The sequence below is a fragment of the Nonomuraea sp. NPDC005983 genome, assembly GCF_040614375.1.
Taxonomy (GTDB): Bacteria; Actinomycetota; Actinomycetes; order Streptosporangiales; family Streptosporangiaceae; genus Nonomuraea.
On sequence record NZ_JBEXUP010000049.1, the window covers coordinates 26,217 to 47,440 of the forward strand.

18 protein-coding genes and 1 pseudogene are annotated in these 21,224 nt (G+C 71.7%); 8 read left to right on the forward strand and 11 right to left on the reverse strand.

Going from position 1 to position 21,224, the window contains the following annotated elements; all coding sequences use genetic code 11:
* Window positions 1-85: 85 nt before the first annotated feature.
* Complete coding sequence (locus ABZ297_RS21990; RefSeq protein WP_355349022.1) at window positions 86-583, forward strand: helix-turn-helix domain-containing protein; 498 nt, start codon at window positions 86-88, stop codon at window positions 581-583.
* 7 nt (window positions 584-590) lie between these two features.
* On the opposite strand, the gene ABZ297_RS21995 is transcribed toward ABZ297_RS21990, so the two are convergent.
* Complete coding sequence (locus ABZ297_RS21995) at window positions 591-1,268, reverse strand: VC0807 family protein (protein WP_355349025.1); 678 nt, start codon at window positions 1,266-1,268, stop codon at window positions 591-593.
* A 102-nt stretch (window positions 1,269-1,370) separates the two neighbouring features.
* Between ABZ297_RS21995 and ABZ297_RS22000 the strand changes: the two genes are divergently transcribed.
* Window positions 1,371-2,144, forward strand: coding sequence for a PaaX family transcriptional regulator C-terminal domain-containing protein (locus ABZ297_RS22000; RefSeq protein WP_355349028.1), 774 nt, complete (start codon window positions 1,371-1,373; stop codon window positions 2,142-2,144).
* A gap of 70 nt (window positions 2,145-2,214) precedes the next feature.
* Here the strand turns inward: ABZ297_RS22000 and ABZ297_RS22005 are convergent, their stop codons facing one another.
* Entirely contained in the window at window positions 2,215-3,180 is a 966-nt protein-coding gene (locus tag ABZ297_RS22005) for a glycosyltransferase family 2 protein (RefSeq protein WP_355349031.1), read from the reverse strand.
* 128 nt (window positions 3,181-3,308) lie between these two features.
* On the opposite strand from ABZ297_RS22005, the pseudogene ABZ297_RS22010 reads away from it, so the two are divergent.
* Window positions 3,309-4,486, forward strand: a pseudogene (locus ABZ297_RS22010) (transposase); the annotation flags it as partial.
* A gap of 38 nt (window positions 4,487-4,524) precedes the next feature.
* On the opposite strand, the gene ABZ297_RS22015 reads toward ABZ297_RS22010, so the two are convergent.
* The 4 genes from ABZ297_RS22015 to ABZ297_RS22030 are packed head-to-tail and all read right to left on the reverse strand — an operon-like array spanning window position 4,525 to window position 8,518.
* Window positions 4,525-5,727, reverse strand: a complete 1,203-nt coding sequence (locus tag ABZ297_RS22015) for a hypothetical protein (protein ID WP_355349034.1) — start codon at window positions 5,725-5,727, stop codon at window positions 4,525-4,527.
* Complete coding sequence (locus tag ABZ297_RS22020) at window positions 5,724-6,533, reverse strand: hypothetical protein (protein WP_355349037.1); 810 nt, start codon at window positions 6,531-6,533, stop codon at window positions 5,724-5,726. Before ABZ297_RS22020 ends, ABZ297_RS22015 begins: the two co-directional genes overlap by 4 nt.
* A 15-nt stretch (window positions 6,534-6,548) precedes the next feature.
* On the reverse strand, window positions 6,549-7,568 hold the full coding sequence (locus ABZ297_RS22025) for a hypothetical protein (protein ID WP_355349040.1): 1,020 nt from the start codon (window positions 7,566-7,568) through the stop codon (window positions 6,549-6,551).
* A complete protein-coding gene (locus tag ABZ297_RS22030; protein ID WP_355349043.1) occupies window positions 7,565-8,518 on the reverse strand; it encodes a GNAT family N-acetyltransferase in 954 nt (317 codons plus the stop codon). The genes ABZ297_RS22025 and ABZ297_RS22030 overlap by 4 nt, the downstream gene beginning before the upstream one ends.
* Window positions 8,519-8,746: 228 nt before the next feature.
* Between ABZ297_RS22030 and ABZ297_RS22035 the strand changes: the two genes are divergently transcribed.
* The 5 genes from ABZ297_RS22035 (at window position 8,747) to ABZ297_RS22055 (ending at window position 13,149) form a co-directional block, all read left to right on the forward strand.
* Window positions 8,747-9,697: an NAD-dependent epimerase/dehydratase family protein gene (locus ABZ297_RS22035; RefSeq protein WP_355349046.1), complete on the forward strand. Its 951-nt coding sequence runs from the start codon at window positions 8,747-8,749 to the stop codon at window positions 9,695-9,697.
* Complete coding sequence (locus tag ABZ297_RS22040) at window positions 9,694-10,896, forward strand: ATP-grasp domain-containing protein (RefSeq protein ID WP_355349049.1); 1,203 nt, start codon at window positions 9,694-9,696, stop codon at window positions 10,894-10,896. The genes ABZ297_RS22035 and ABZ297_RS22040 overlap by 4 nt, the downstream gene beginning before the upstream one ends.
* Entirely contained in the window at window positions 10,886-11,665 is a 780-nt protein-coding gene (locus ABZ297_RS22045; RefSeq protein WP_355349052.1) for a hypothetical protein, read from the forward strand. The genes ABZ297_RS22040 and ABZ297_RS22045 overlap by 11 nt, the downstream gene beginning before the upstream one ends.
* A gap of 10 nt (window positions 11,666-11,675) precedes the next feature.
* The gene (locus tag ABZ297_RS22050; protein ID WP_355349055.1) at window positions 11,676-12,383 is read left to right on the forward strand and encodes a hypothetical protein; all 708 of its coding nucleotides are present in this window, start codon (window positions 11,676-11,678) and stop codon (window positions 12,381-12,383) included.
* Between the two features lie 115 nt (window positions 12,384-12,498).
* A complete protein-coding gene (locus ABZ297_RS22055) occupies window positions 12,499-13,149 on the forward strand; it encodes a class I SAM-dependent methyltransferase (protein ID WP_355349058.1) in 651 nt (216 codons plus the stop codon).
* A 48-nt stretch (window positions 13,150-13,197) separates the two neighbouring features.
* Here ABZ297_RS22055 and ABZ297_RS22060 read toward each other — a convergent pair whose 3' ends face one another.
* The 5 genes from ABZ297_RS22060 to kdpB are packed head-to-tail and all read right to left on the reverse strand — an operon-like array spanning window position 13,198 to window position 21,161.
* Entirely contained in the window at window positions 13,198-15,039 is a 1,842-nt protein-coding gene (locus ABZ297_RS22060) for an APC family permease (protein WP_355349061.1), read from the reverse strand.
* Window positions 15,040-15,049: 10 nt separating this feature from the next.
* Complete coding sequence (locus tag ABZ297_RS22065; RefSeq protein ID WP_355349064.1) at window positions 15,050-15,718, reverse strand: response regulator; 669 nt, start codon at window positions 15,716-15,718, stop codon at window positions 15,050-15,052.
* Window positions 15,715-18,273 (reverse strand): sensor histidine kinase KdpD, encoded by a 2,559-nt coding sequence (locus tag ABZ297_RS22070; protein WP_355349067.1) that lies wholly within the window; start codon window positions 18,271-18,273, stop codon window positions 15,715-15,717. The genes ABZ297_RS22065 and ABZ297_RS22070 overlap by 4 nt, the downstream gene beginning before the upstream one ends.
* Window positions 18,270-19,124 (reverse strand): potassium-transporting ATPase subunit C, encoded by an 855-nt coding sequence (locus tag ABZ297_RS22075; RefSeq protein ID WP_355349070.1) that lies wholly within the window; start codon window positions 19,122-19,124, stop codon window positions 18,270-18,272. Before ABZ297_RS22075 ends, ABZ297_RS22070 begins: the two co-directional genes overlap by 4 nt.
* The gene (kdpB, locus tag ABZ297_RS22080; RefSeq protein WP_355349097.1) at window positions 19,125-21,161 is read right to left on the reverse strand and encodes a potassium-transporting ATPase subunit KdpB; all 2,037 of its coding nucleotides are present in this window, start codon (window positions 21,159-21,161) and stop codon (window positions 19,125-19,127) included. It abuts the gene before it with no gap.
* Window positions 21,162-21,224: the final 63 nt, after the last annotated feature.

A 21,224-nucleotide genomic window follows, 5' to 3' on the forward strand; every position in this document is an offset into this window, starting at 1 on the left:
GGGAAACGGAACCGGCCCATGGTTCCCTAGATGACTGCCGGTTCCCTCTTGTAACCAGCAGCATCTTTCGGCACCATCGGTGAGCATGGAAGACGGAACTTCAAAGTCCCCCGATTACTGCGCGGATACCACCGTCGACTACGACATCTCCCAGTGGGACACGCGCGAGGACTGCGAGGTCCGGCAGATCCTCGACCGGATCGCCGACAAGTGGTCACTCCTGGTCATCGCCCTGCTCGACCGGCGCAAGCTGCGCTTCACCGAACTACGCAGACAGATCGACGGGATCAGCCAGCGGATGCTCGCCAGGACCCTGCGCCACCTGGAGCGCGACGGCCTGGTGGTGCGCACCGTGCACCCGTCCGTGCCGCCGCGCGTCGACTACGAGCTCACGCCCCTGGGCGCGACCCTGCACCACACCATCCGCGCCCTGGTCACCTGGACCGAGGAGCACCAGGAGCAGATCGCCGCCTCCCGCACGGCGTACGACCTCCGGGTGGCGGCCGAGCAGGAGGCGGCGGAGAAGGAGGCCGCCGAGCGCGACGCCCTCGCCCGCGACGTCCTCGCCTCCCACCACCGCTGACGGCGGGCTAGTGATCGGCGGGGGCCGCGCCCTGGGTCGTCGCCATGCGGGCGCGCCCCCGCTTGCCGACGGAGACCGTCCAGGTGACCAGGGCCGCCACCACGACGAGCGGGAGCACGTTGTTCACCAGGACCATCGCCGCGGTCGGCAGCAGGTACGTGAGCACCACCCGGACGACGGCCTCCAGCAGGAAGGCGGTGCCCCACACCACGGTCAGCTGGTACTGGACGCGACGGAAGCCCGGGTACTGCCACAGGCCGTTCCAGTCGGCCAGGCCCTGCGGGGTGCCGTCGGTGCCGAACTTGCGCCCCAGGTAGAACATCAGCGGCCGGCGCAGCGCCAGGCTGCCGAGGAACGCCAGCCCGAGCAGGCCGATGATCGCCGAGTCCTTGATGAACACCAGCCTGGTGGTGTTGTAGGCGACCGCGCTCAGCGCGCCGAGGAGCAGCAGCACGAGCATCATCAGGCCGAACTCGTCCACGCGGCGCTTGATCGCGAGGTACAGGACGTTCTCGGCGGCGGGCCACAGCGAGATCAGCAGCAGCGCGTGCACCTCGCTCACCCCGCGGTCGGTGAGCAGCCCGTACGTGACGAACGGCAGGACGACGCCGAACAGGATCGCGGGCCCCCAGTTCAGCAACTGCGCCCTGGTCCTGCCGCCGTTCCGCTCCTGTGTCGTTTCCATCTCCAAGCCCTTCATGTATCGCATATCCTCACGATCGTGAGCAAAACAGTAACAGGACGGCCTGACGCCGTAAACGTCTCGCGAGGGGTGAATGTCACTCTGGTGCCGTTTCTGTACGGGGTCGCGGGCCGCGAGGAGATGCCCGGCGCCGCGCTGGTGCGGCTGCTGACCGTCCTCGGGCTCACCACGGGGGCGGCGCGTTCGCTCATCGCCCGCATGCGCCGCGACGGGCTCATCGCCGCGACCCCGCGAGGCCGCGGCGCCGACTACCGGCTCTCGGGCCCCTTCCTGCGGTCGTTCAGGCAGATCCGCGACGGCCGCCCGGAGCCTCCCGCCTGGGACGGCCTCTTCCACGCGATCTTCTACACGGTCCCCGAGGCCCAGCGGGCCTACCGCGACCAGCTGCGCCGGGCCGCGACGCTGGCCGGATACGGCCTGATGCAGCCGGGCGTGCTCATCTCGCCGACCGACCGCCGGGACCGCCTGGCAGCCGAACTCGGCTCCGCCCCCCGCCCGGGGACGGTGTACTTCGGCCGCGTCGAACTGCCCCTGGCGGACGCCGCGACCGTCGCCTTTCGCGCGTGGGAGCTGGATGAGCTGGACCGCCGCTACCGCGAGCACGCCGCACGGCTGCGCGCCGCCGTCCGGAACCGGCCGGTCCCGCCGCCCAGCGCGACCGCGCTGCTGGACTACGTCCAGCTCTTCGACGGGGCGCTGACCGACACCTTGCGCACACCGCTGGCGCTGCCGCCCGAGCTGCTGCCCGGCGACTGGTCACTGCCCGCGCTGCTGGCCGCGACCGGCGAGGTCTACGCGCACTTCGGCCCGCCGGCGACCGAGTACGTCCAGAGCGTGCTCGCCGAACACGGCGCCTGAACCGACGCGTGAACCGACGCGCGAACCGACGCGTGAACCAGCACCGGAACCGGCGCCTGAACCGGCGGCGTCAGGCGTTCGCCGCCGTGCGGCCAGGCGGAGGCGGGCATGGCCGGCCGCCGGTCAGCGTGTCCTCGGGAAGCAGGGGCAGGTTCGAGTCCCGGACGAAGTAGGGGCGCAGGCGTCCCGAGTCGCGCAGGAGCCGGTGCAGGTAGCGTCCCACCAGGGCGACCGCCGCGAGGGCCAGCCCGGTGAGCAGAAGCTGGGTCGCCCCCAGGGCGGCCCCGTCCGCCAGCCCCAGGTAGCCGAGCACCGCGAGCGCCAGCGCCAGGACGCCGCCCAGGGCGCCTGCCGCGTACACCATCGTGAGCGGCCGCCAGGAGAAGCCGAAGAACAGCTCGAAAGCGTGCCCCGCCAGCCTGACCAGGCGCAGCTTGGAACGACCCGCCGTGCGCGGCCTGTGCGCGACCGGCGCGACGGCGTACCTGGCGCCGACGAGGGGCACCGCCGGAATGAACCAGGGCAGCCGCAGATCGGTGATCGTGCGGGCCACACCGGTGCTCACCAGCCTGAAGGTGGACGCGCCCCTGGGCATGTCGATGCCGAAGACCCGCCGGGCCGCCCAGTGCAGCCCCGCCGAGCCGCCCTTGCGCACCAGCGGGTCGCGACGGCCCTGCCGCTCACCGAACACCACGTCGTAGCCCTCTTCGGCCTTGGCGAGCAGGGTCCAGATCTCCTCGGGCGGCACCTGGAGGTCCGCGTCGCACTGGACCGTCCACGGCTGGCCGGCGTAGCGGAACCCGGCCGCCATGACCGCGTCGATTCCGAAGTTGCGGGTGAAGGAGAGGTAGCGCACCCGCGGGTCCGTCTCCGCCAGGCGGCGGATCCGGTCGAGGGAGTCGTCGGTGCTGCCGTCGTCGACGAAGAGGATCTCCAGGTCGCCGATCTCCTTCAGCGCCTCGACCAGCTCGCCGTGGGCGACCTCCACCTGCGCTCCTTCGTTGTAGCAGGGAACCAGCACGGTCAACCCGGTCACCGTGTACCTACAGCCTGGATGCCTCGCCCTTCAGGGCGGGGAGGAAAGCCGGAATGGTCGGACACTGCGGTCTCCTGGTTTTGTCGGTGGTGGTCGGTAGGTTGATCGGCGTGTCCCGCTACCGGCTCCAGCCGACGCCTGCCCAGGAGCAGGTGCTGGTGGAGCATTGCGGGCATGCCCGATATGTGTGGAATCTTGCTGTGGAGCAGCATGCGCATTGGCGGCTGGGGCGTAAGAGTGCGCCTGGTTTCGCTGAGCAGTGCAGGCAGTTGACCGAGGCGCGGGCGGAGTTCGCGTGGCTGCGGGCCGGGTCGGTCGTGGTGCAGCAGCAGGCGCTGAAGGACTTCGCGCAGGCGGTGGCGAACTTCTTCGGCGGGACGCATCGGCGGCCCACCTTCCGCAGGCGCGGGCGGGGTGAAGGGTTCCGGATCGTCGCGGTGAAGCCCGGTGACGTGCGCCGTGTCTCCCGGAATGTGGGCGAGGTGAGGGTTGCGAAGGTGGGGTGGGTGCGGTTTCGCTGGTCTCGTCCGGTGCCCGATGGGGTGAAGTCCTTCCGGGTCACCCGTGATGCGGCGGGCCGCTGGCATGTCGCGTTCGCCGCCATTCCCGACCCGATCCCTGCCCCTGGTACGGGCGAGGCGGTGGGCGTGGATCGAGGGGTGGTCGCATCGGCAGCCCTGTCGACGGGGCAGATCCTTAACGCGCCGACGCTGCGCGAGACGGAGAAGGCGCGGCTGAAGCGGCTCCTGCGCAAGCTCGCCCGGGCAAGCGCGGATCTCACCGGCGCGGCAAGGTCAAGACCGCCATCGCGCGTCTGAAGGTGCGTGAGACAGACCGGCGCAAGGACTGGGTGGAGAAGACCAGCACCGATCTGGCCCGCCGGTTCGATGTGATCGCCGTCGAAGACCTCAACGTTCGCGGCATGACCCGGTCGGCCAAGGGCACGCTCGCCGAGCCGGGGCGTAACATCCGGCAGAAGGCGGGGCTTAACCGGGGCATCCTCGCGAGCGGGTGGGGGCTGCTGGTGGCCCGGTTGGAGCACAAGGCTGCCGGCCGGGTCGTCAAGGTCGACCCGCGTTACACGTCGCAGACCTGCAACGCCTGCGGGAACATCGCGGCCGGATCGAGAGAGAGCCAATCTCGGTTCGGCTGTGTCGCCTGTGGGTGGCAGGACAACGCCGACGTCAACGCGGCCCGGAACATCCGGGATACGGCCGCAGGGCATGCGGTTGCTGCGCGGGGAGGCCTGCCGCTGGGCGAGCCTGTGAACCGTGAACCTCAACGCGACCTCCTCCTCGTGAGGTAGTTGCTGTTGAAATCCCCTGCCTTCAGGCGGGGAGGATGTCAAATCCGCCTCCTCAGTACGAGTCCCAGCACGAACCCCTGCGCGCCCAGCGCGTACACCGCCCCGGCGGCCCCCGCGGACGGGATCACCAACGCGCCCAGCGCGCTCACCACGGCCCAGGAGAGGACGACCGCCTTCGCGCTGCCGCGCAGCCCGCTCTCGCCGGTGTTCTCCAGCACGAACATCCCGAAGCTCGCCAGCGCGGTGGCGGGGAGCAGCGACACCAGCAGGCCACCGAGCACGACCAGGGAGCGGGTCCCGGCCAGTCCGCCGACCAGCGCGGCTCCCGCGACGGCCAGCCAGAGGGCGCTCACCCAGACCGACAGCCGCACCACCCGCCGGGCCAGCGCGCGGACCTGCGCGGCGCCCTCCGACACCATCCGCAGCGCCAGCCGGGGCTGGTAGATCCGCTGCAACGTGTAGATGACGGAGGCGGCGAACCCCCATCCGAGGGTCATCACGTACAGGTCGCCGCTCTGGCCTGCGTGGGAGGTGAGCGACAGTTCCACGAAGAGCGTGCCGACCATCGCGTTGGCCAGCACGTCGGCCGCGCCCATCAGCGCCACCGTGCGGGCCAGGATGCCGCGCAGCGCCCGGCGCGGCGGCCAGACACCGCGCGGCAGCCCCCGCAACAGCGCCAGGTTCAGCGCGGTGACCAGCGCGAGCAGCCCGGCCAGGTAGCCGGCGGGCCGGATGTGGACGGTGAACGCCAGCCCTGCCATGCCGAGCATCCCCAGGCCGAGCAGCGAGAAGTGCACGGTGTCGCGGCTGTAGCGGCCGAGGGCCCGGTGGAGTGCCACGCCGAGCATGCCGCAGCCGAGGGAGATGTAGTAGGCGATGGCCAGCAGGTAGATGGTGACGGCCGAGCCGGGCGCGAGGACGAGACCGGCCACGGCGGCCACGGTGAAGGGCAGCGGCACGTGCGCGACGACCGCGCGCAGCATGCCGGCGATCTCGTCCCGGGTGCGGCGGGCACGCGGGATGAGCGTGAGCGCCGCCTTCTCCGGCCCGGACTGGACCGCCATGCACAGCCAGGCCGCCGCGCCGACCGCGGCCGCGTACCTGTTGAAGTCCTCGCGGCTCCACGCGGCGACCAGGACGGCCGCGGAGCCGTACAACAGGAGGCGGAAGGTGGCGCGCCCGCCCAGCAGCGTCAGCAGGCGGCGCGGGCCGATGCGGTGCGACGTGGCGGCGGCCGTCATGGCGCGTCCAGCTCGCCCGACAGCTCGTCCGACAGGTCGTCCGACAGTTCCTTGGACACGGCCTCGCGCAGCGGGCGGGCGCCGGTCTCCAGGTAGGCGAGCAGGGCCTGGCGGATGCGCTCGTCGCCGAACCGGTCGCGCACCCCTGGGACGGACGGCCCCTTGTCGACGCCGAACAGCGCGGTGAACAGGGTTCTCACCTGGTCGGCGGTGAACGAGTCCGGCAGTGTCAGCAACTCCTCGACCGCCGCGGCGGCGGGCGCCGGGGCCGGTGGGGCCTCCAGCCAGGTGGTGGACCGGCCCGCGGTGGCGAGCCAGTGCCGTAACCGGCTGACCCGTTCGGCCACGAAGGCGGAGTCCTGCCCGCCCAGCCTGGACGCGGCGAGCCCGGCGTCGTAGCAGGTGGCGTGCAGCGCGGCGCACACCTTGTTGAACGCGGGAGGTTTGCCGGGCAGCTGGTCCAGGGGGAGCTCGCTGACCCGTTCGACCACCGCACGCGCGTCGGGCGAGGTCCTGGCGTCGGCGACGAGTGCGTCGAACTCCTTGTACCAGCGCGCGAGGGTCGCCCGGTCGGGCTCGTCGGCGATGGCGGCCTGTCCGGCCTCCTCGCGCACCCAGCGGACCATGCGGTCGGGCATGAACGCCGACAGCGGGTCGCCGGCCGCCGGCGCGGGCCGCTCCTGGTCGGGGTCAGGAGGCGGGCCGGGTCTGAAGAGCGCGCCGCAGGACCGGCAGGAGTAGCGCGCCGGGCGCAGCCGTCTTCTGATCAGCGCGGGGTGCGGGTGCCCGCATTGCACGCAGGTCATGGGCCTGTCCACAGGTCAGAGGGGTACGGCGAGAGCGGAGGAGGGGACCAGGTCCGCGCCGAGGTCGCGTTTGGCCTCCGCCTGCCCCTTGCCGAGGACCAGTCCGGCTTTGCCCGAACTGATGGACCACTCCACCATGCGGACGTAGCCGTCGAAGTACAGGTGCTTGCGCCCGCCGTCCTCGGGCAGCAGGGCGCCCCAGCTCAGGCAGACGGGCCACGTGGGGTGGTCCAGGATCAGGGAGAGCCCGAGCAGCCGCCGCCCCGGTCTGTCGCGGTAGGCGATCGCCATGACCTCGTCGCCGCCGACCAGGGCTTCGAGGTAGGGCAGCGGGAGCGGGGCGAGCGGGAAGAGCCTGCTGCGGTGCTTGAGGTCGTTCTCGGCGCGCAGCGCGGCCGCCTCGGCCGCCGTCACGAGCTCGCGTGCCGGTCCGACCTCGACCGACAGGCTGGGATCGGCGGTGAAGCTCCTGGCCCGCCGCCTGAGCGAGTCTCTGCGGGCGCGGTCGAGGAGGGCGTACCAGTCCTCGACGCCGGTCCAGGGGGTGGCCAGCTTGGCCAGCGGCGCCGTGGGGAGGCGGACCTTGACCGTGCCGGGCAGCAGCGCGGGTTCTCCGGGCGACACCTCCCGCCACACGACGCCGCGCCAGCCGGCGCCCAGCTCCCGGCGGATGCCGCGCACGTAGCCGCGCAGCAGGTCCCGCTGCCGCTGCGGCTCGGGGTCGCCGGTGAACCACCATCCCTTCTGGGAGCGGTTTCCCGGCGCGTGGACGTCCACGAGGCCCGCGGGGTCGCGGCCGGAGGCGTAGACGCCCCGGTGCGGTCGTACGCCGCGTAAGGACGCCGACACCGCGCCGACCGCGACGCCTTCCTCCCTGAGCACGGCGAGCAGGACAGGCGCCTGGGCGGCCCAGGCGTAGGCGCGCAGCAGGTCGTAGCGCCAGGTCACGCACTGGCCCGCGGCGGTGCGCAGCCGCTCCCAGTCGGAGGGCTCCGGGTCGTGGAGGGGGTCCAGTATCTGGAGGGTGAGACTCATCCCATCGCCCACCGGGGGACGACGACGAACTTCATCGGGACGTACTCGAAACCCAGTGACAGCTTGATGTCCACCCTGCCTCTGCCGAAGAGCACCTGCTTGACGCCCACCTCGATCGCCCGCCGGATGATGCGCACGTAGCTGTCGAAGTAGAGGTCCTTGCGTCCGCCCTCCTCCGGCCGCAGTGCCGCCCACGGGCCGCTCACCGGCGAGGTCGGATGCTCGTACACGATGGAGAAGGCCAGCAGCCGGTCAGCCTCGTGATAGGAGATCACCCGCACGTCGTCGCGTCGGAGCAGGTCGCGGAAGTAGGCGGCGGGCAGCGGCGCGCGGGGGTCGAAGCGGCTCGCCAGCCGGTCGGTGTGCCTGCGGTTCAGCTCGGCCAGTTCCGCCGGGTCGAGGTCGAGCCGGACCCTTCCCTCTCCCTCCCGCACGGTCAGGTCCGCGGCCTCGTCGACCCTCCTGGTCTGGCGGCGCAGCGACTTCCTGCGGTCCCTGCTGAGCGAGCCGATCCAGCCCTCGACCGAGGGCCAGCTCAGCGGCAGCAGCGTGCTGCCCGGGGAGTCGCGGACGATCGCGCCGCGGCGGGCCACCAGGGGCAGGTGGGGTTCGGCGACCATGCGGTAGACAGTGCCGACGAGCCCCCAGCCGAGCAGGCGGGCCGCGGCACGCTCGAACCGCAGGAGCAGGCTCCGGCGGGCCTCGGGCGGCACATCGGCGCTGAAGTGCCAGGTCGGCCCGTTGGAGTGGCCGGGCAGGCGGACGTCGAGGATGATCGGCTCCCGTCGGGGGCGTGGGGCTCGGTCGGAACCCGGCCATCGTAGGCCGACGTAGACAGCGCCGACCGCCCCGATGATGCGGTCGCCGTCGCGGAACACCGCCAGCAGCGGACGGGCCCACGATCCTTCGGACGACGCGGCGATGACGTCGTAGGCCCAGATGGCGGTCAAGCCCTCGCCCTGCCGGAAGTCCTCCCAGTCTGGCGGCTCCGGATCACGGCAGGGATCTAGTACTTCCAGGTGCACTCGATTGCCCTCGATGGCGAAATGATCACAACATGGCTACAACTGCTGATTCGTGAAGATTGTCGCAGAATATGTCTGCTGTGATCACCCCGTGCGTGTTCTGCACCCACGACGCGCGACCATTCATCGTGCGGCTCACACTCAAGAGGTGGCATGAAGGTTGGAGTAACCGGCGGAAACGGATTCATCGGCCGCTACGTTTGCGAGGAACTCGCATCCCGTGGCCACGTTCCGCTCGTGTTCGATCACAGAGGGCGCGCAGAAAGCGACCTCCCCTGGGAGGTCATGCGAGGCGACATTCGGGACGCTACCGTAATGACAGAACTCGCTGCGCATTGTGACGCAATCATCCATTTGGCGGCAGTTCTCGGCACTCAGGAAACCATCACCAATCCGCGCCCCGCGGCTGAGACCAATCTCATGGGCGGTCTCAACTTCTTGGAGGCCGTCGCCCAATACGACCTGCCGGGTGTCTACATTTGCGTGGGCAATCACTGGATGGACAACAGCTACTCCATCTCCAAAACGGCCGTGGAGCGCTTCGTCCGGATGTTCAACGCCCACCGCGGGACCACGGTGAACAACGTCCGGGTCGTCAACGCCTACGGCCCCCGCCAGCAGGCCGCGCCGCCCTTCGCACCCGGCAAGGTGCGGAAGATCACCCCTGCGGTCATCTGCCGCGCGCTCGCCGGGATGCCGGTCGAGCTGTACGGCGGAGGCACCCAGGTCTCCGACATGGTCTGGGTCGGGGACGTGGCGCGCGCGCTCGTGGCGTCCCTGGAGACGGCCGCCGCGGGAGAGGTCCTCGACCACGTCGTCGAGGTCGGGCCGACCACCTCGTCCACCATCCGCGAGGTCGCCGAGCTCGTCATCGACCTCTGCGTGGCCCGCGGCTACGAGCGGGTGCCCATCGCGGACCTGCCGATGCGGCCGGGCGAGACGCCCGACACCGCGGTCACGGCGCAGACCAAGACCCTGCTCTCGGTGGGCATCCAGCCCAGTTCGCTGGTGTCGCTCGAAGAGGGTATGGCCAGGACCGTGGACTGGTTCATCGAGAACCGCGGCGTCCACTGGAACCTGCCGGACGCGGCGGCCGGCGCGTGAAGCACCTGGTGGTCCTGGGTGGCTCGGACGGCACGATCAGCTCGTTCCGGGCCGCCCGGCGGCTCGGGCTGGGCACGATCTGCGTCGACATGCGCGCCGACGCTCCCGGCGTGCTGGAGGCGGACGAGTTCCTGCACCTCAGCACCCGTGACGTGGACGCCGTGACGGCGGCGCTGCGCGACCGGGACGACGTGGTGGGGCTGCTCGCCCCCGGAACCGACATCAACCTCCCATCCCTCGTCGAGGTGACGAGGCGGCTCGGGCTGCCCTGCGGGCTGTCGGATCGCGCCCTGCGGGTGTCGGTGGACAAGGCGTACTTCCGCGAGGTCTGCGACCGGCTGGGGCTGGGCGGGCCCGCCTACGTCAGCGGCGCCGCCGGCGAGGTCCTGCGCGACGCCGGACGGCTGGGCTTCCCCGTCATCGTCAAACCCGTCGACTCGGGCAGCTCCCGGGGCATCACGATCTGCGCCGCCCCGCCGGAGCTGGACACCGCCGTCGAGGCCGCGGCCGCCGCCTCCCCCTCGGCGACCGTGATCGTCGAGGAGCTGGTGACCGGCCGGGACCTGTGCGGGGAGGCGTTCCTCCAGGACGGCCGGGTGGCGCTGCTCGGGCTGAGCGACCGGGTGGTGGCGGCTCCCCAGGTCGTCGCGATCGGGCACGACATGGCCCCGCGCGACGACCGGCTGACCAAGGAGGTCGTCCGGCAGCTCGAACTGGTCTGCGCCGAGGTCGGCTACACCGACGGCCCGCTCAACCTCGACCTGTTCGTCACCGGCGACACCGGCGACACTGGCGACACTGTCGTGCTGATCGAGATGGGCGCGAGGATCGGCGGCAACGGCATGGGCGAGGCGCTCGGCCTCATGTACGGGGTCGACACCGTGGCCACCGCCGTCCAACTCGCCATCGGCGAACGCCCCGACCTGTCACCCCGGTGGGCCAGGCACGCCTCCGTACGCATGCTGCGCTCCGACTCCGCGGGCACGCTCGTGGCGCTCGACGGCCTGGCCGACGCGCTGGCGCTGCCCGGAGTGGCCGACGTGGTGGTCACCGCCTCGCCCGGCGCGCACGTCGTCCCCTACACCGAGTGCCGGGCGAAGCTCGGCTACGTGCTGGCCTCCGGGACCTCGGCCGACGAGGTCGCGCAGGTTCTGGCGGCCGTCGAGGATCTGGTCCGGGTCGACGTCGATGCCGGCTGAGTTCTCGCCGAAGCGCTGGGAGCGGGCCTACCGCCGGGTCGTCGCGACGGCCTTCCTGCGGGTGCCGTTCTACCGCGACCAGTGGGTGGCGGCGGGCCGGGCCCTCGACGAGCCGGAGCCCACTCCCTCCGCCGCGCTGGCCGGGCAGCTCCACCGCCTGTGTCCGTTCGCGCGGCCCTTCGACGCCTCCCAGGAGCCGTCGCTGTGGATCGGCGACGGGCGGGACCTGCTGGACGCGCTCACCCTGGTGGGCGCGCCACGCCGGACCCCCGTCCTGGAGGTGCGGCGCGCCGTGCTCGACCGGCGCGCTCTCGGGACGCCCTGGGCCGGCCCCCGGTACGGGGTGCTGCTCGCGCCGGACGCGAAGGTCGTCGACGAGCGGTGTCGCCGGGCGCTGAACGCCGTCGCGCTCGGGCTCGCGACCGACGCCGGGCGGGCGATCGTGGTGGGCGAGCGGCCTGCCCTCGACGCGATCCTGCCGGAGCTCGACGGCGTCCGGGTGAGCGCCGTCGAACGCGTGACCGCCGCGCAGGCCGGAGACGTCGCCTACGACCCGCACCTCGGCTACCTGGGCGGGCGCGTCCCGGCCTGCGGCAGGACCCACCTGCTGTGGCGGCGCTTCCACGCCCGCCCGGCCGGGCGGGCGCTGGCCGTGACGGCGCTGCGCCGCGCAAGACCCGTGCTGGTCGACGTGGTCCCGGACGGTTCCGGGACGCTGACGACGGCCCTCTGCCCAGAGCACGGCACACCGACAGTCTCGACGCACTGACTGGGATTCCATGCTGTCCTCTTCGTCCACCCGGCAGTCCGCCTCGTCGTTCTGGCGGGACAACCGGGTCGCGCTGCTGATGGGAGCCCTGGCGGTGGCACTGGCCGCCATGGTCCGTTTCGTCATCCCCTACGAGCGGGAGATCACCTCGGCCTGGATGCTGCTGGCCAAGCTGACCCCCCAGATCGCCGCCTGCTTCGCCGTCGCCTGGCTGGACGTCGCGTGGGCGCGGCGGCTGCGGCTGCACCTGGTCGCGCTGCCCGCGATCTTCCTGGCCTTCCTGCTCTACTTCGTCCCCAAGACGTTCATGACCGCGCTCGACATGGTGGACAAATCGGCCGCGTTCGAGGATCTCTACCTGCACGTGGTCGTGTTCGTGCCGTTCCTCATCGTCGCGCTCGCCCTGTCCTACCGGCTCGGCGGCGGCTCCCGCGAGGGCGTGCTGCGCATCGGCGCGGCCATGACGATCCTGCAGATGTCGGGTCTGGAGGACCTGGTGGCGGTCCTCATGAACAGGCGGCTGGACGGGGTCCCCGAGGTCTGGGACTGGGCGCACCACATGACGGTCCGGCTGGGGCACGTGGCGACGCGGAACGAGGCGTACGCCTTCATCGCGGTGCACGTCGTGCTCGCCGTGCTGGCCCTGGCGCTTCCCCGGCGGCTGTTCACCGCGCTCGGCCGCCGGCTACGTCCCGGCCGGGCCCGTTCCGAAGGCTGACCGGGTCGCATCAAGGGAGCGTGGCGATTACGGCCGGAGCCGTAGCGGTTCCGTATGGATCGCCGCAGGCGGACCGGCGGGTGCCTGAGGCTGGAGGCAGTTCTCAGGAGGAGCCGTGGCCGTGCACATCCCGCAACCGAGCATCCCCCCAGCCGCCGTGGACGGCGTGGGCTGGGGGATGGAGCAGTTCCAGCATCCCCGTCCCGTCCGCAACCGCCGAGAGGCGTCCCCGCAGCGGAAACAGCTGATGGAGGGCCTTTCAGGGCGGGTTCTCGAACTCGGCGCGGGCGACGGCGTCAAGCTGACCTGCTACCCCGCCGCCGTCGGCGAGATCGTCCTGGCGGAGGCGGACCCCTTCCTGCGCGCCGCCGCCCGGCGGGTGGCGGACGACGTCGCCGCGACGGTGCGCGTCCTCGACGGGGACGCCTCGCGCCTCCCCGTGGAGGACGCGTCCTGCGACGCGGTGGTCTGCTCGCTGGTGCTGTGCTGCGCGCCCCGGCTCGACCAGGCGCTGGACGAGGTGCGCCGGGTGCTGCGGCCCGGCGGCGAGCTGCGGTTCTACGAGCACCAGCGGTCCGGCAACCGGGCCGTGGCGTTGGCCGAGGAGATGGTGACGCCGCTCTGGTCGCGGGTGTGCGGCGGCTGCCACCCCGCGCGGGACGTGGTCGCCGCGATCGAGCGGGCCGGTCTCGTCCTCGACCGGGTCGAGCGGTTCACCCTCTGGCGGGTCTCCCACGTGAGCGGCAGGGCCGGGCTTGCGCCGTGACGTCCCGGTCGGGGCGGGTGGGGCTGATCTCTGCACGAGGCCACGCCTTCATGGCGTGCCCTCACGGATCGCCGGCGCGGGATCGCGCGGCGCCGGGAACTGGCCGACGCGGAAGCGCATCCGGCAGACCACCGCGTCGGTGCGGCGGCGCAGCGCCCTGGCCAGGACGGCGCCACGCTGGTTCTGCAGCATGCGCTGCCAGACGTGCTCCGGCTCGACCTCGGCGATGAGGACGAACACGTGCGCCTCTGGCACCCTCCTGAGGAACTCGAGCAGCGGCACGTCCAGCCGTCGATGGGCGTCGTAGAGCTGCACCAGTTCGACCTCTGGGTGCCAGCGTTCCCACTCGTCGACGAAGCGGCGCGCGTCCTCCTCGTCCTCCGGGTGGGTGATGTTGACGGCCACCACCCGGTGGCCGAGCGAGAGGGCGGCCGACAGGGCGTCGTGGGTCAGCCGGTTGACCGCGTGCACCGGGACGATCACCAGGGCGCGGCGCGGCCTGGGCGGCGCCGGGGTCCTGCCAAGTTCGAGCCGCTCGCCGATGCGGGCGTAGGAGCGGTTCACCCACTCCATGGCCAGCACCATCAGCGGCAGCGCGATCACGATCAGCCAGCCGCCCTCGGCGAACTTCGAGATCGTCACCACGATGGCGGCCACGAACGTGAGCAGGGCGCCGAAGCCGTTGAGCGCCGCCCGCCACCGCCAGCCGGCCGGGCGGTCGGCCGTCCAGTGCCTGACCATGCCGGCCTGGGAGAGGGTGAAGCCGACGAACACCCCGATCGCGAACAGCGGCACCAGCAGGTTCATGTCCCCGCGCGCGGCCAGGAGCAGCGCGCCCGAGACGATCGCCAGGAAGGCGATGCCGTAGCGGTGCACGTGGTGGTCGGCGCGCAGCGCGAACAGGTGCGGCAGGTTGTTGTCCCTGGCCAGCAGCTGGGCCAGCACGGGCAGGCCGCCGAAGGACGTGTTGGCCGCCAGCGCCAGCAGCACGACGGTGGAGAACTGGACGAGGTAGAACAGCGGCCCGTCGCCGAGCGCGGCCTGGGTGACCTGGGCGAGCACGGTCACGCCCGCGGTGGGGGCGATCCCGAACTTCTCGATCAGCACGGCGATGCCGATCAGCATGACGGCCAGCAGGCCGCCCAGGGCCATCTCGGCGTTCTGCGCCCGCCTGACCCGTGGCCTCCTGAACGACGGGACGGCGTTGGCGATGGCCTCGACCCCGGTCAGCGAGGCGCAGCCGTTGGCGAACGCCTTGAGCAGGAGCAGAACCCCTACCGTCTGCAGGCTCCGCGCCGTGTGCGCGACGTCGATGGCGGGCGAACTCCTGAACAGCCCCACCACGATCACCAGCACGATCGCGCCGACGTAGATCATCGTGGGGACGATGAACGCGCGGGCGCTGTGCGCGATGCCCTTGAGGTTGACGGCGGTGACCAGGGCCAGCACGCCGAGGCAGAGCCAGACGGTGTACGGCAGGAGCTCGGGGAAGGCCGAGGTGAGCGCCGCGACCCCGGCAGCCACCGAGACGGCCACGTTGAGGACGTAGTCGATGACCAGCGAGGCCCCGGCGACCAGGCTCGCCTGCCGGCCGAGGTACGTCCTGGCCACGCCGTAGGCGCCGCCGCCCTCCGGGAAGGCGGCGATGACCTGCCGGTAGGAGAGGGTCAGCACCGCCAGCAGCGTGGCGATGGTCAGCGTGACAGGGAGGGTGAAGCCGAGCCCTGCCCCGCCCGCCAGGGCCAGGACCAGCACGATCGCCTCGGGACCGTACGCCACGGACGCCATGGCGTCGAGGGAGAGGGCGGCCAGACCGCCGGCGACCGTCAGGCGGTGCTTGTCGCCGGTGTCGAGGGGCTCTCTCGCGCCGGTTTTCACGGATGCTGCCATGGATGTGCTCTCAGGGGTTGAAGCGGTAGCCCATGCCGGGCTCGGTGATCAGGTGGACGGGGCGGCCTGGGTCGCGTTCGAGCTTCTTGCGCAGTTGCGCCAGGTACTGGCGCAGGTAGTGCGTCTCCTTCAGATGCTTGTCGCCCCACACCTCGACGAGCAGCTGGCGCTGGCTGATGAGCTTGCCGGGGTTGCGCAGCAGGATCTCCAGGAGGTGCCACTCGGTGGGGGTCAGCCGGACGCCTCCCGAGATGGTCTTGCTGGTCAGGTCCACCACGTGCTCGCCGACCTGGACCCGCGCGAGCTCGGCCTCGCGGACGGCGGCGCGCCGGGAGACGGCGCGGACGCGGGCGAGCAGCTCCTCGATCCCGAACGGCTTGGTGACGTAGTCGTCGGCTCCGGCGTCCAGCGCGTCGATCTTGTCGTAGTTGCTCACCCTGCCGGACAGGACGATGATCGGAACCTGGGACCAGCCGCGCAGGCCGTGGATCACGTCCACGCCGTCGAGGTCCGGCAGCCCGAGATCCAGGATGACGAGGTCGGGCGACCAGTCGGCGGCCTGCTTGAGCGCGGAGCTGCCGTCGGCGGCCACGGCCACCTCGTAGTGGCGGGCGACCAGGTTGATCCGCAGGGCGCGCAGGATCTGCGGTTCGTCGTCGACGATGAGGACGCGGGTCATGCGCTCTCCTCCACGGGCCGGGACCGCGCCGGGGTGGCGAGCGGCAGCGTGAGTGTCATGGTGAGTCCTCCCCCTGGGGTCTCGTCCGGGACGAGGGTGCCGCCCATGGCCTCGGCCAGCCCGCGGGACAGCGCGAGGCCGAGCCCGACACCCGAGTGGTTGTCGCGGTCGCCCAACCGCTGGAACGGCATGAAGACCCGGTCGTGCGCCTCCGGCGGGATGCCGGGGCCACGGTCGATCACGCGGACCTCGACGTTCTCCCCGTGCCAGCTGGCGGCGACCACGACCTGCTGGTTCGGCGGGCTGTAGCGGACGGCGTTGGACATCAGGTTGACCAGCACCCGTTCCAGCAGGGCCGGGTCGGCGACGACCTCGGGCAGGTCGACGGGGATGTCGCCGTCGATGCGGTCGCAGAACGGGCCGAGGTCGTCGACCGCCCGGGGCACGACGTCCTCGAGCGCGACCGGCTGCAGCGCGAGCCCCAGCACGCCGGCCTGCAGGCGGCTCATGTCGAGCAGGTTCGCGACCAGGCGGTCGAGCTTGGCCAGCGACTCGTCGGCGGTCTCCAGCAGTTCGGCGCGGTCCTCGTCGGACCAGTCGACCTCGGTGTTGGCCAGGCTCTCGACGGCCGCCTTGGCCGAGGCGAGCGGGGTGCGCAGGTCGTGGCTGACGGCGGCGAGCAGCGCGGTGCGCATCCTGTCAGCTTCGGCGAGCGGCTTGGCCAGCTCGGCCTCCTCCTCCAGCCGCTGCTGTCGCAGCGCGATGGCCGTCTCGGCGGCGAACGCCTCCAGCACCCTGCGGTCGGAGGCGTCGAGCAGCCGGCCCCGCACGGCCAGGACCAGGGTGTCGTCGATGGTCACGTCCGTGTCCCCGCTGGACGGGCTCGTGCACGGCGCTCCCCCGGACGTGGCGACGATCCGCCAGGACTCCGGCTGGGTCTGGTCCTCCGGGCCCGGCTTGCCGACGTGTTCGAGCAGCGTGACCGACGACAGCCCGAACGTCTCGCGCAGCCGCGACAGCAGCGACGGCACGGCCGCCTCGCCGCGCAGGACGTGCCCGGCCAGCGTGGAGAGCACCTCGGCGTCGGCGTGGGCTCGTGCCGCCTCTCTCGTCCGGCGGGCCGCGATGTCCACGATGGTGCTGACCGCGACCGCGACCACGACGAAGACGACGAGCGCGAAGAGGTTCTCCGGGTCGGAGATGGTGAACTCGCCGATCGGCGGCGTGAAGTACCAGTTGAGCAGGAGCGACCCGCCGACGGCCGCCGTGATGGCCGGCCACATGCCGCCGGCCAGTGCCACGCCGACCGTCATGACCAGGAAGAACAGGATCTCGCTCGGCAGGCTGAGCTCGTCCCTGAAGACGCTCAGGACCGCGGTGAGCAGCGGCATCCCCGCCACCGCCATCGCCCAGCCGGTCAGCCGCCGCTTGCGGGTGAGCGCGGCGCGTGAGCGGGACGGGCGGCGGCGGCCCTTCTTGGCCTCGGCATGGGTGATCATGTGGACGTCGATCGAGCCGGACCGGGCCGTCGTCTCCACCCCCACGCCCCGGGAGAGGATCTGCGCGAACCGCCCGCGCCTCGACGCCCCGAGCACCAGCTGGGTGGCGTTGACCCCGCGGGCGAACTCCAGCAGCGCCCCGGGGATGTCGTCGCCGACGACCTGGTGGTAGGTGCCGCCCAGGTCCTCGACCAGCGTCCGCTGCCGGGCCAGGGTGGCCGGGTCGCCTCCGGCCAGCCCGTCGGAGCTGGTCACGTGGACGGCCAGCAGGTCGGCGCCCTTGCTGCGGGCGGCGACGCGCGCGGCGCGCCGCACCAGCGTGTCGCCCTCCGGCCCGCCGGTCAGGGCGACCACGACCCGTTCACGCGCCTCCCAGGTGGCGGCGATGCCGTGGTCGGCGCGGTAGCGGTCGAGCTGGTCGTCGACCTTGCCCGCGACCCACAGCAGGGCGAGCTCGCGCAGCGCGGTCAGGTTGCCGACCCGGAAGTAGTTCGACAGGGCCGCGTCGACCTTCTCCGGCGCGTACACGTTGCCGTGCGCCATACGGCGGCGCAGCGCCTCCGGCGACATGTCCACCAGCTCGACCTGGTCGGCCCGCCGGACCACCTCGTCCGGGACGGTCTCCCGCTGCGGCACGCCGGTGATCTCCTGGACGACGTCGTTGACCGACTCCAGGTGCTGGATGTTGACCGTGGAGATGACGTCGATGCCGGCGTCGAGGATCTCGTCGATGTCCTGCCAGCGCTTGACGTTCTTCGAGCCGGGCACGTTGGTGTGGGCCAGCTCGTCGATCAGCGCCACCTTGGGCGCGCGGGCGATGACCGCGTCCACGTCCAGCTCGGTGAAGGTGCTCCCCCGGTAGAGCATGCTCTTGCGCGGGATCACCTCCACCCCGTCGAGCAGGACCGCGGTGCGGGCGCGGCCGTGGGTCTCGACGAAGCCCACGACCACGTCCCTGCCGCGCTCCAGCCCCCTGCGGCCCTCGCACAGCATCGCGTACGTCTTGCCGACCCCGGGCGCGGACCCGAGGTAGACCCGCAGGCGGCCCCTGGTCATGGCCGGTCGAGGGCCAGGTTGAGTTCGAGCACGTTCACCACCGGGTCGCCCATGAAGCCGAGCGCCCTGCCGGTGGTGTTCGCCGCGATCAGGCTCCGCACCCGCTCGACGGGGAGCCCGCGCTCCTTGGCCACGCGGGGAGCCTGGAGGTCGGCGTAGGCGACGGAGATGTGCGGGTCCAGGCCCGAGCCGCTCGCCGTCACCGCGTCGGCGGGGACGGCCGGCTTGCCCGCGCCGCCCCTGACCGGGACGGTCCTGCCCGCCGCGTAGTCCTCGCCCGGCTTGCCGCACTCCACCTTGAGGCCCTTGTAGGTGGCGACGAACGGGGTCGCGGGGCAGGCCTGGTTGACGCTGACGGCCCGGTCGGGGAAGACCTTCAGCACCGCGCCCACGCCGTCGGCGGTGCAGTACGGACGGGCGCCGCTGACGCCTTCCAGCTCGCCGACCGCCTTGGAGCGGGCGCAGACCTGCGTGAGCAGCGACTGCTTGCCCTCCTTCGCGGCGGCGTCGGCGCCCTGGGGGTTCGGCAGGACGTCCAGGACGTCCTCGGGGCCCAGGTTGCTGGCGGCGCTGGACAGCGGGTCGTAGCCGTCGCCGGCGGCAGACGGGCGGGACTGGAAGTACTTCTTGACCGGGTCGCCGTCCTTGTCGGTGAACTTCTGGCCGATGATCGCGCTGCCGACGGTCTTGCCGTCACGCTCGACCAGCGAGCCGTTGGCCTCGCCGTTGAACACCGCCTGGGCCACTCCGGTGGCCGCCAACGGGTAGATGACGCCGGTCACCACGGTCAGGACGAGCAGCGCGCGGAGCGCGGCCACGTGCTGACGGATCCAGCTAGGTAGACGGTCCATTTATGACATCCCCGGAAGGAACTGAATGAAGAGGTCGATGATCTTGATGCCGATGAACGGGACGACGATCCCGCCCAGGCCGTAGAGGTAGAGGTTGCGGCTGAGCAGCTTGGACGCGCTGGACGGCCGGTAGCGGACGCCCCGCAGGGCGAGCGGGATCAACGCGATGATCACCAGGGCGTTGAACACGACCGCCGACAGGACCGCCGACTGCGGACTGCTCAGGCGCATGATGTTGAGCGCGTCCAGGCCGGGGTAGACCGCCGCGAACATGGCCGGGATGATCGCGAAGTACTTGGCGATGTCGTTGGCGATCGAGAACGTGGTCAGCGCGCCCCGCGTGATCAGCAGCTGCTTGCCGATCTCGACGATCTCGATGAGCTTGGTCGGGTTGGAGTCGAGGTCGACCATGTTGCCCGCCTCCTTGGCGGCGGACGTGCCGGTGTTCATGGCCACGCCGACGTCGGACTGCGCGAGCGCGGGGGCGTCGTTGGTGCCGTCGCCGGTCATCGCGACCAGGCGGCCGCCTTCCTGCTCCTTCCTGATGAGCGCGAGCTTGTCCTCGGGGGTGGCCTCGGCCAGGAAGTCGTCCACCCCGGCCTCGTCCGCGATGGCCTTGGCGGTCAGCGGGTTGTCACCGGTGATCATCACCGTGCGGATGCCCATCCGGCGCATCTCGTCGAAGCGCTCGCGCATGCCCTGCTTGACGACGTCCTTGAGGTGGATGACGCCGAGCACGCGGCCCTTCTCCGCCACCACCAGCGGGGTGCCACCGGAGCCGGAGATGCCGTCCACGAGGTGGCCGACCTCGTCGGTCGGGTGGCCGCCGCTGTCGCGCACCCACTTCATCACCGCGGTGGCCGCGCCCTTGCGCACCTCGCGGCTGTCCAGGTTCACCCCGGACATGCGGGTCTGCGCGGTGAACGGCACCCACTCGGCGTGCGCCAGCTCGCCCGGCTGGCGCTCGCGCAGACCGTAGCGCTGCTTGGCGAAGACCACGATCGAGCGGCCCTCCGGCGTCTCGTCGGCGAGGCTGGACAGCTGCGCCGCCGCGGCCAACTCCTCCTCGGTGACACCGTCGACCGGGACGAACTCCGACGCCTGCCGGTTGCCCAGCGTGATGGTGCCGGTCTTGTCCAGCAGCAGCGTGGACACGTCACCGGCGGCCTCGACCGCCCGCCCGCTCATCGCCAGCACGTTGCGCTGGACGAGCCGGTCCATCCCGGCGATGCCGATGGCCGACAGCAGCGCGCCGATCGTGGTCGGGATGAGGCAGACGATCAGCGAGACCAGCACGATCCCGGTGACGCCGTCGGAGGTGAGCGCGATCGAATCGGGCACGCCCGGGTTGATCGACTTGGAGAAGATCGCCAGCGGCTGCATCGTCGCGGTGGCGGCCAGGAAGATGATCGTCAGCGCGGCGAGCAGGATGTTGAGCGCGATCTCGTTCGGCGTCTTCTGCCGGTTGGCACCTTCGACGAGGGCGATCATGCGGTCGATGAAGCTCTCGCCGGGCTTCTGGGTGATCTGGACGATGATCCGGTCCGACAGCACCTTGGTGCCGCCGGTCACCGCGGACCGGTCGCCGCCGGACTCGCGGATCACCGGCGCGGACTCGCCCGTGATGGCCGACTCGTCCACGGACGCGATGCCCTCCACCACGTCACCGTCGCCCGGGATGATCTCCCCGGCCTCGACGACGACGACGTCGCCCTGCCGCAGCTCGGGCGCGCCGACCAGGTCCCACTCACCGGGCTTGTCCCGGTTCTTCAGCCGCCTGGCCTGGGTGTCGGTCTTGGCCTTACGCAGCGTGGCCGCCTGCGCCTTGCCGCGCCCCTCGGCCACCGCCTCGGCCAGGTTGGCGAAGACCACGGTCAGCCACAGCCACACCACGATGGCCCAGGCGAAGAACGACGGCCGCAGGATCGCGAGGACGGTGCTGAAGACCGCACCGACCTCCACGATGAACATGACCGGGTTGCGCCACAGGGTGGCCGGATTCAGCTTCTTCAGCGCGTCCGGCAGCGACCTGACCATCTGCCTGGGGTCGAGCAGGCCGCCGCCGACCCTGCCGTTCTTCGGCGCGGACGCCTTGCCCGG

Coding starts and splice junctions, on each gene's coding strand:
- ABZ297_RS21990 (WP_355349022.1), top strand. CDS start 86: ATGGAAGACGGAACTTCAAAGTCCCCCGATTACTGCGCGGATACCACC.
- ABZ297_RS21995 (WP_355349025.1), bottom strand. CDS start 1,268: ATGGAAACGACACAGGAGCGGAACGGCGGCAGGACCAGGGCGCAGTTG.
- ABZ297_RS22070 (WP_355349067.1), bottom strand. CDS start 18,273: ATGACCAGGGGCCGCCTGCGGGTCTACCTCGGGTCCGCGCCCGGGGTC.
- ABZ297_RS22060 (WP_355349061.1), bottom strand. CDS start 15,039: ATGGCAGCATCCGTGAAAACCGGCGCGAGAGAGCCCCTCGACACCGGC.
- ABZ297_RS22065 (WP_355349064.1), bottom strand. CDS start 15,718: ATGACCCGCGTCCTCATCGTCGACGACGAACCGCAGATCCTGCGCGCC.
- ABZ297_RS22035 (WP_355349046.1), top strand. CDS start 8,747: ATGAAGGTTGGAGTAACCGGCGGAAACGGATTCATCGGCCGCTACGTT.
- ABZ297_RS22025 (WP_355349040.1), bottom strand. CDS start 7,568: ATGAGTCTCACCCTCCAGATACTGGACCCCCTCCACGACCCGGAGCCC.
- ABZ297_RS22020 (WP_355349037.1), bottom strand. CDS start 6,533: ATGACCTGCGTGCAATGCGGGCACCCGCACCCCGCGCTGATCAGAAGA.
- ABZ297_RS22075 (WP_355349070.1), bottom strand. CDS start 19,124: ATGGACCGTCTACCTAGCTGGATCCGTCAGCACGTGGCCGCGCTCCGC.
- ABZ297_RS22050 (WP_355349055.1), top strand. CDS start 11,676: ATGCTGTCCTCTTCGTCCACCCGGCAGTCCGCCTCGTCGTTCTGGCGG.
- ABZ297_RS22045 (WP_355349052.1), top strand. CDS start 10,886: ATGCCGGCTGAGTTCTCGCCGAAGCGCTGGGAGCGGGCCTACCGCCGG.
- kdpB (WP_355349097.1), bottom strand. CDS start 21,161: ATGGTCAGGTCGCTGCCGGACGCGCTGAAGAAGCTGAATCCGGCCACC.
- ABZ297_RS22015 (WP_355349034.1), bottom strand. CDS start 5,727: ATGACGGCCGCCGCCACGTCGCACCGCATCGGCCCGCGCCGCCTGCTG.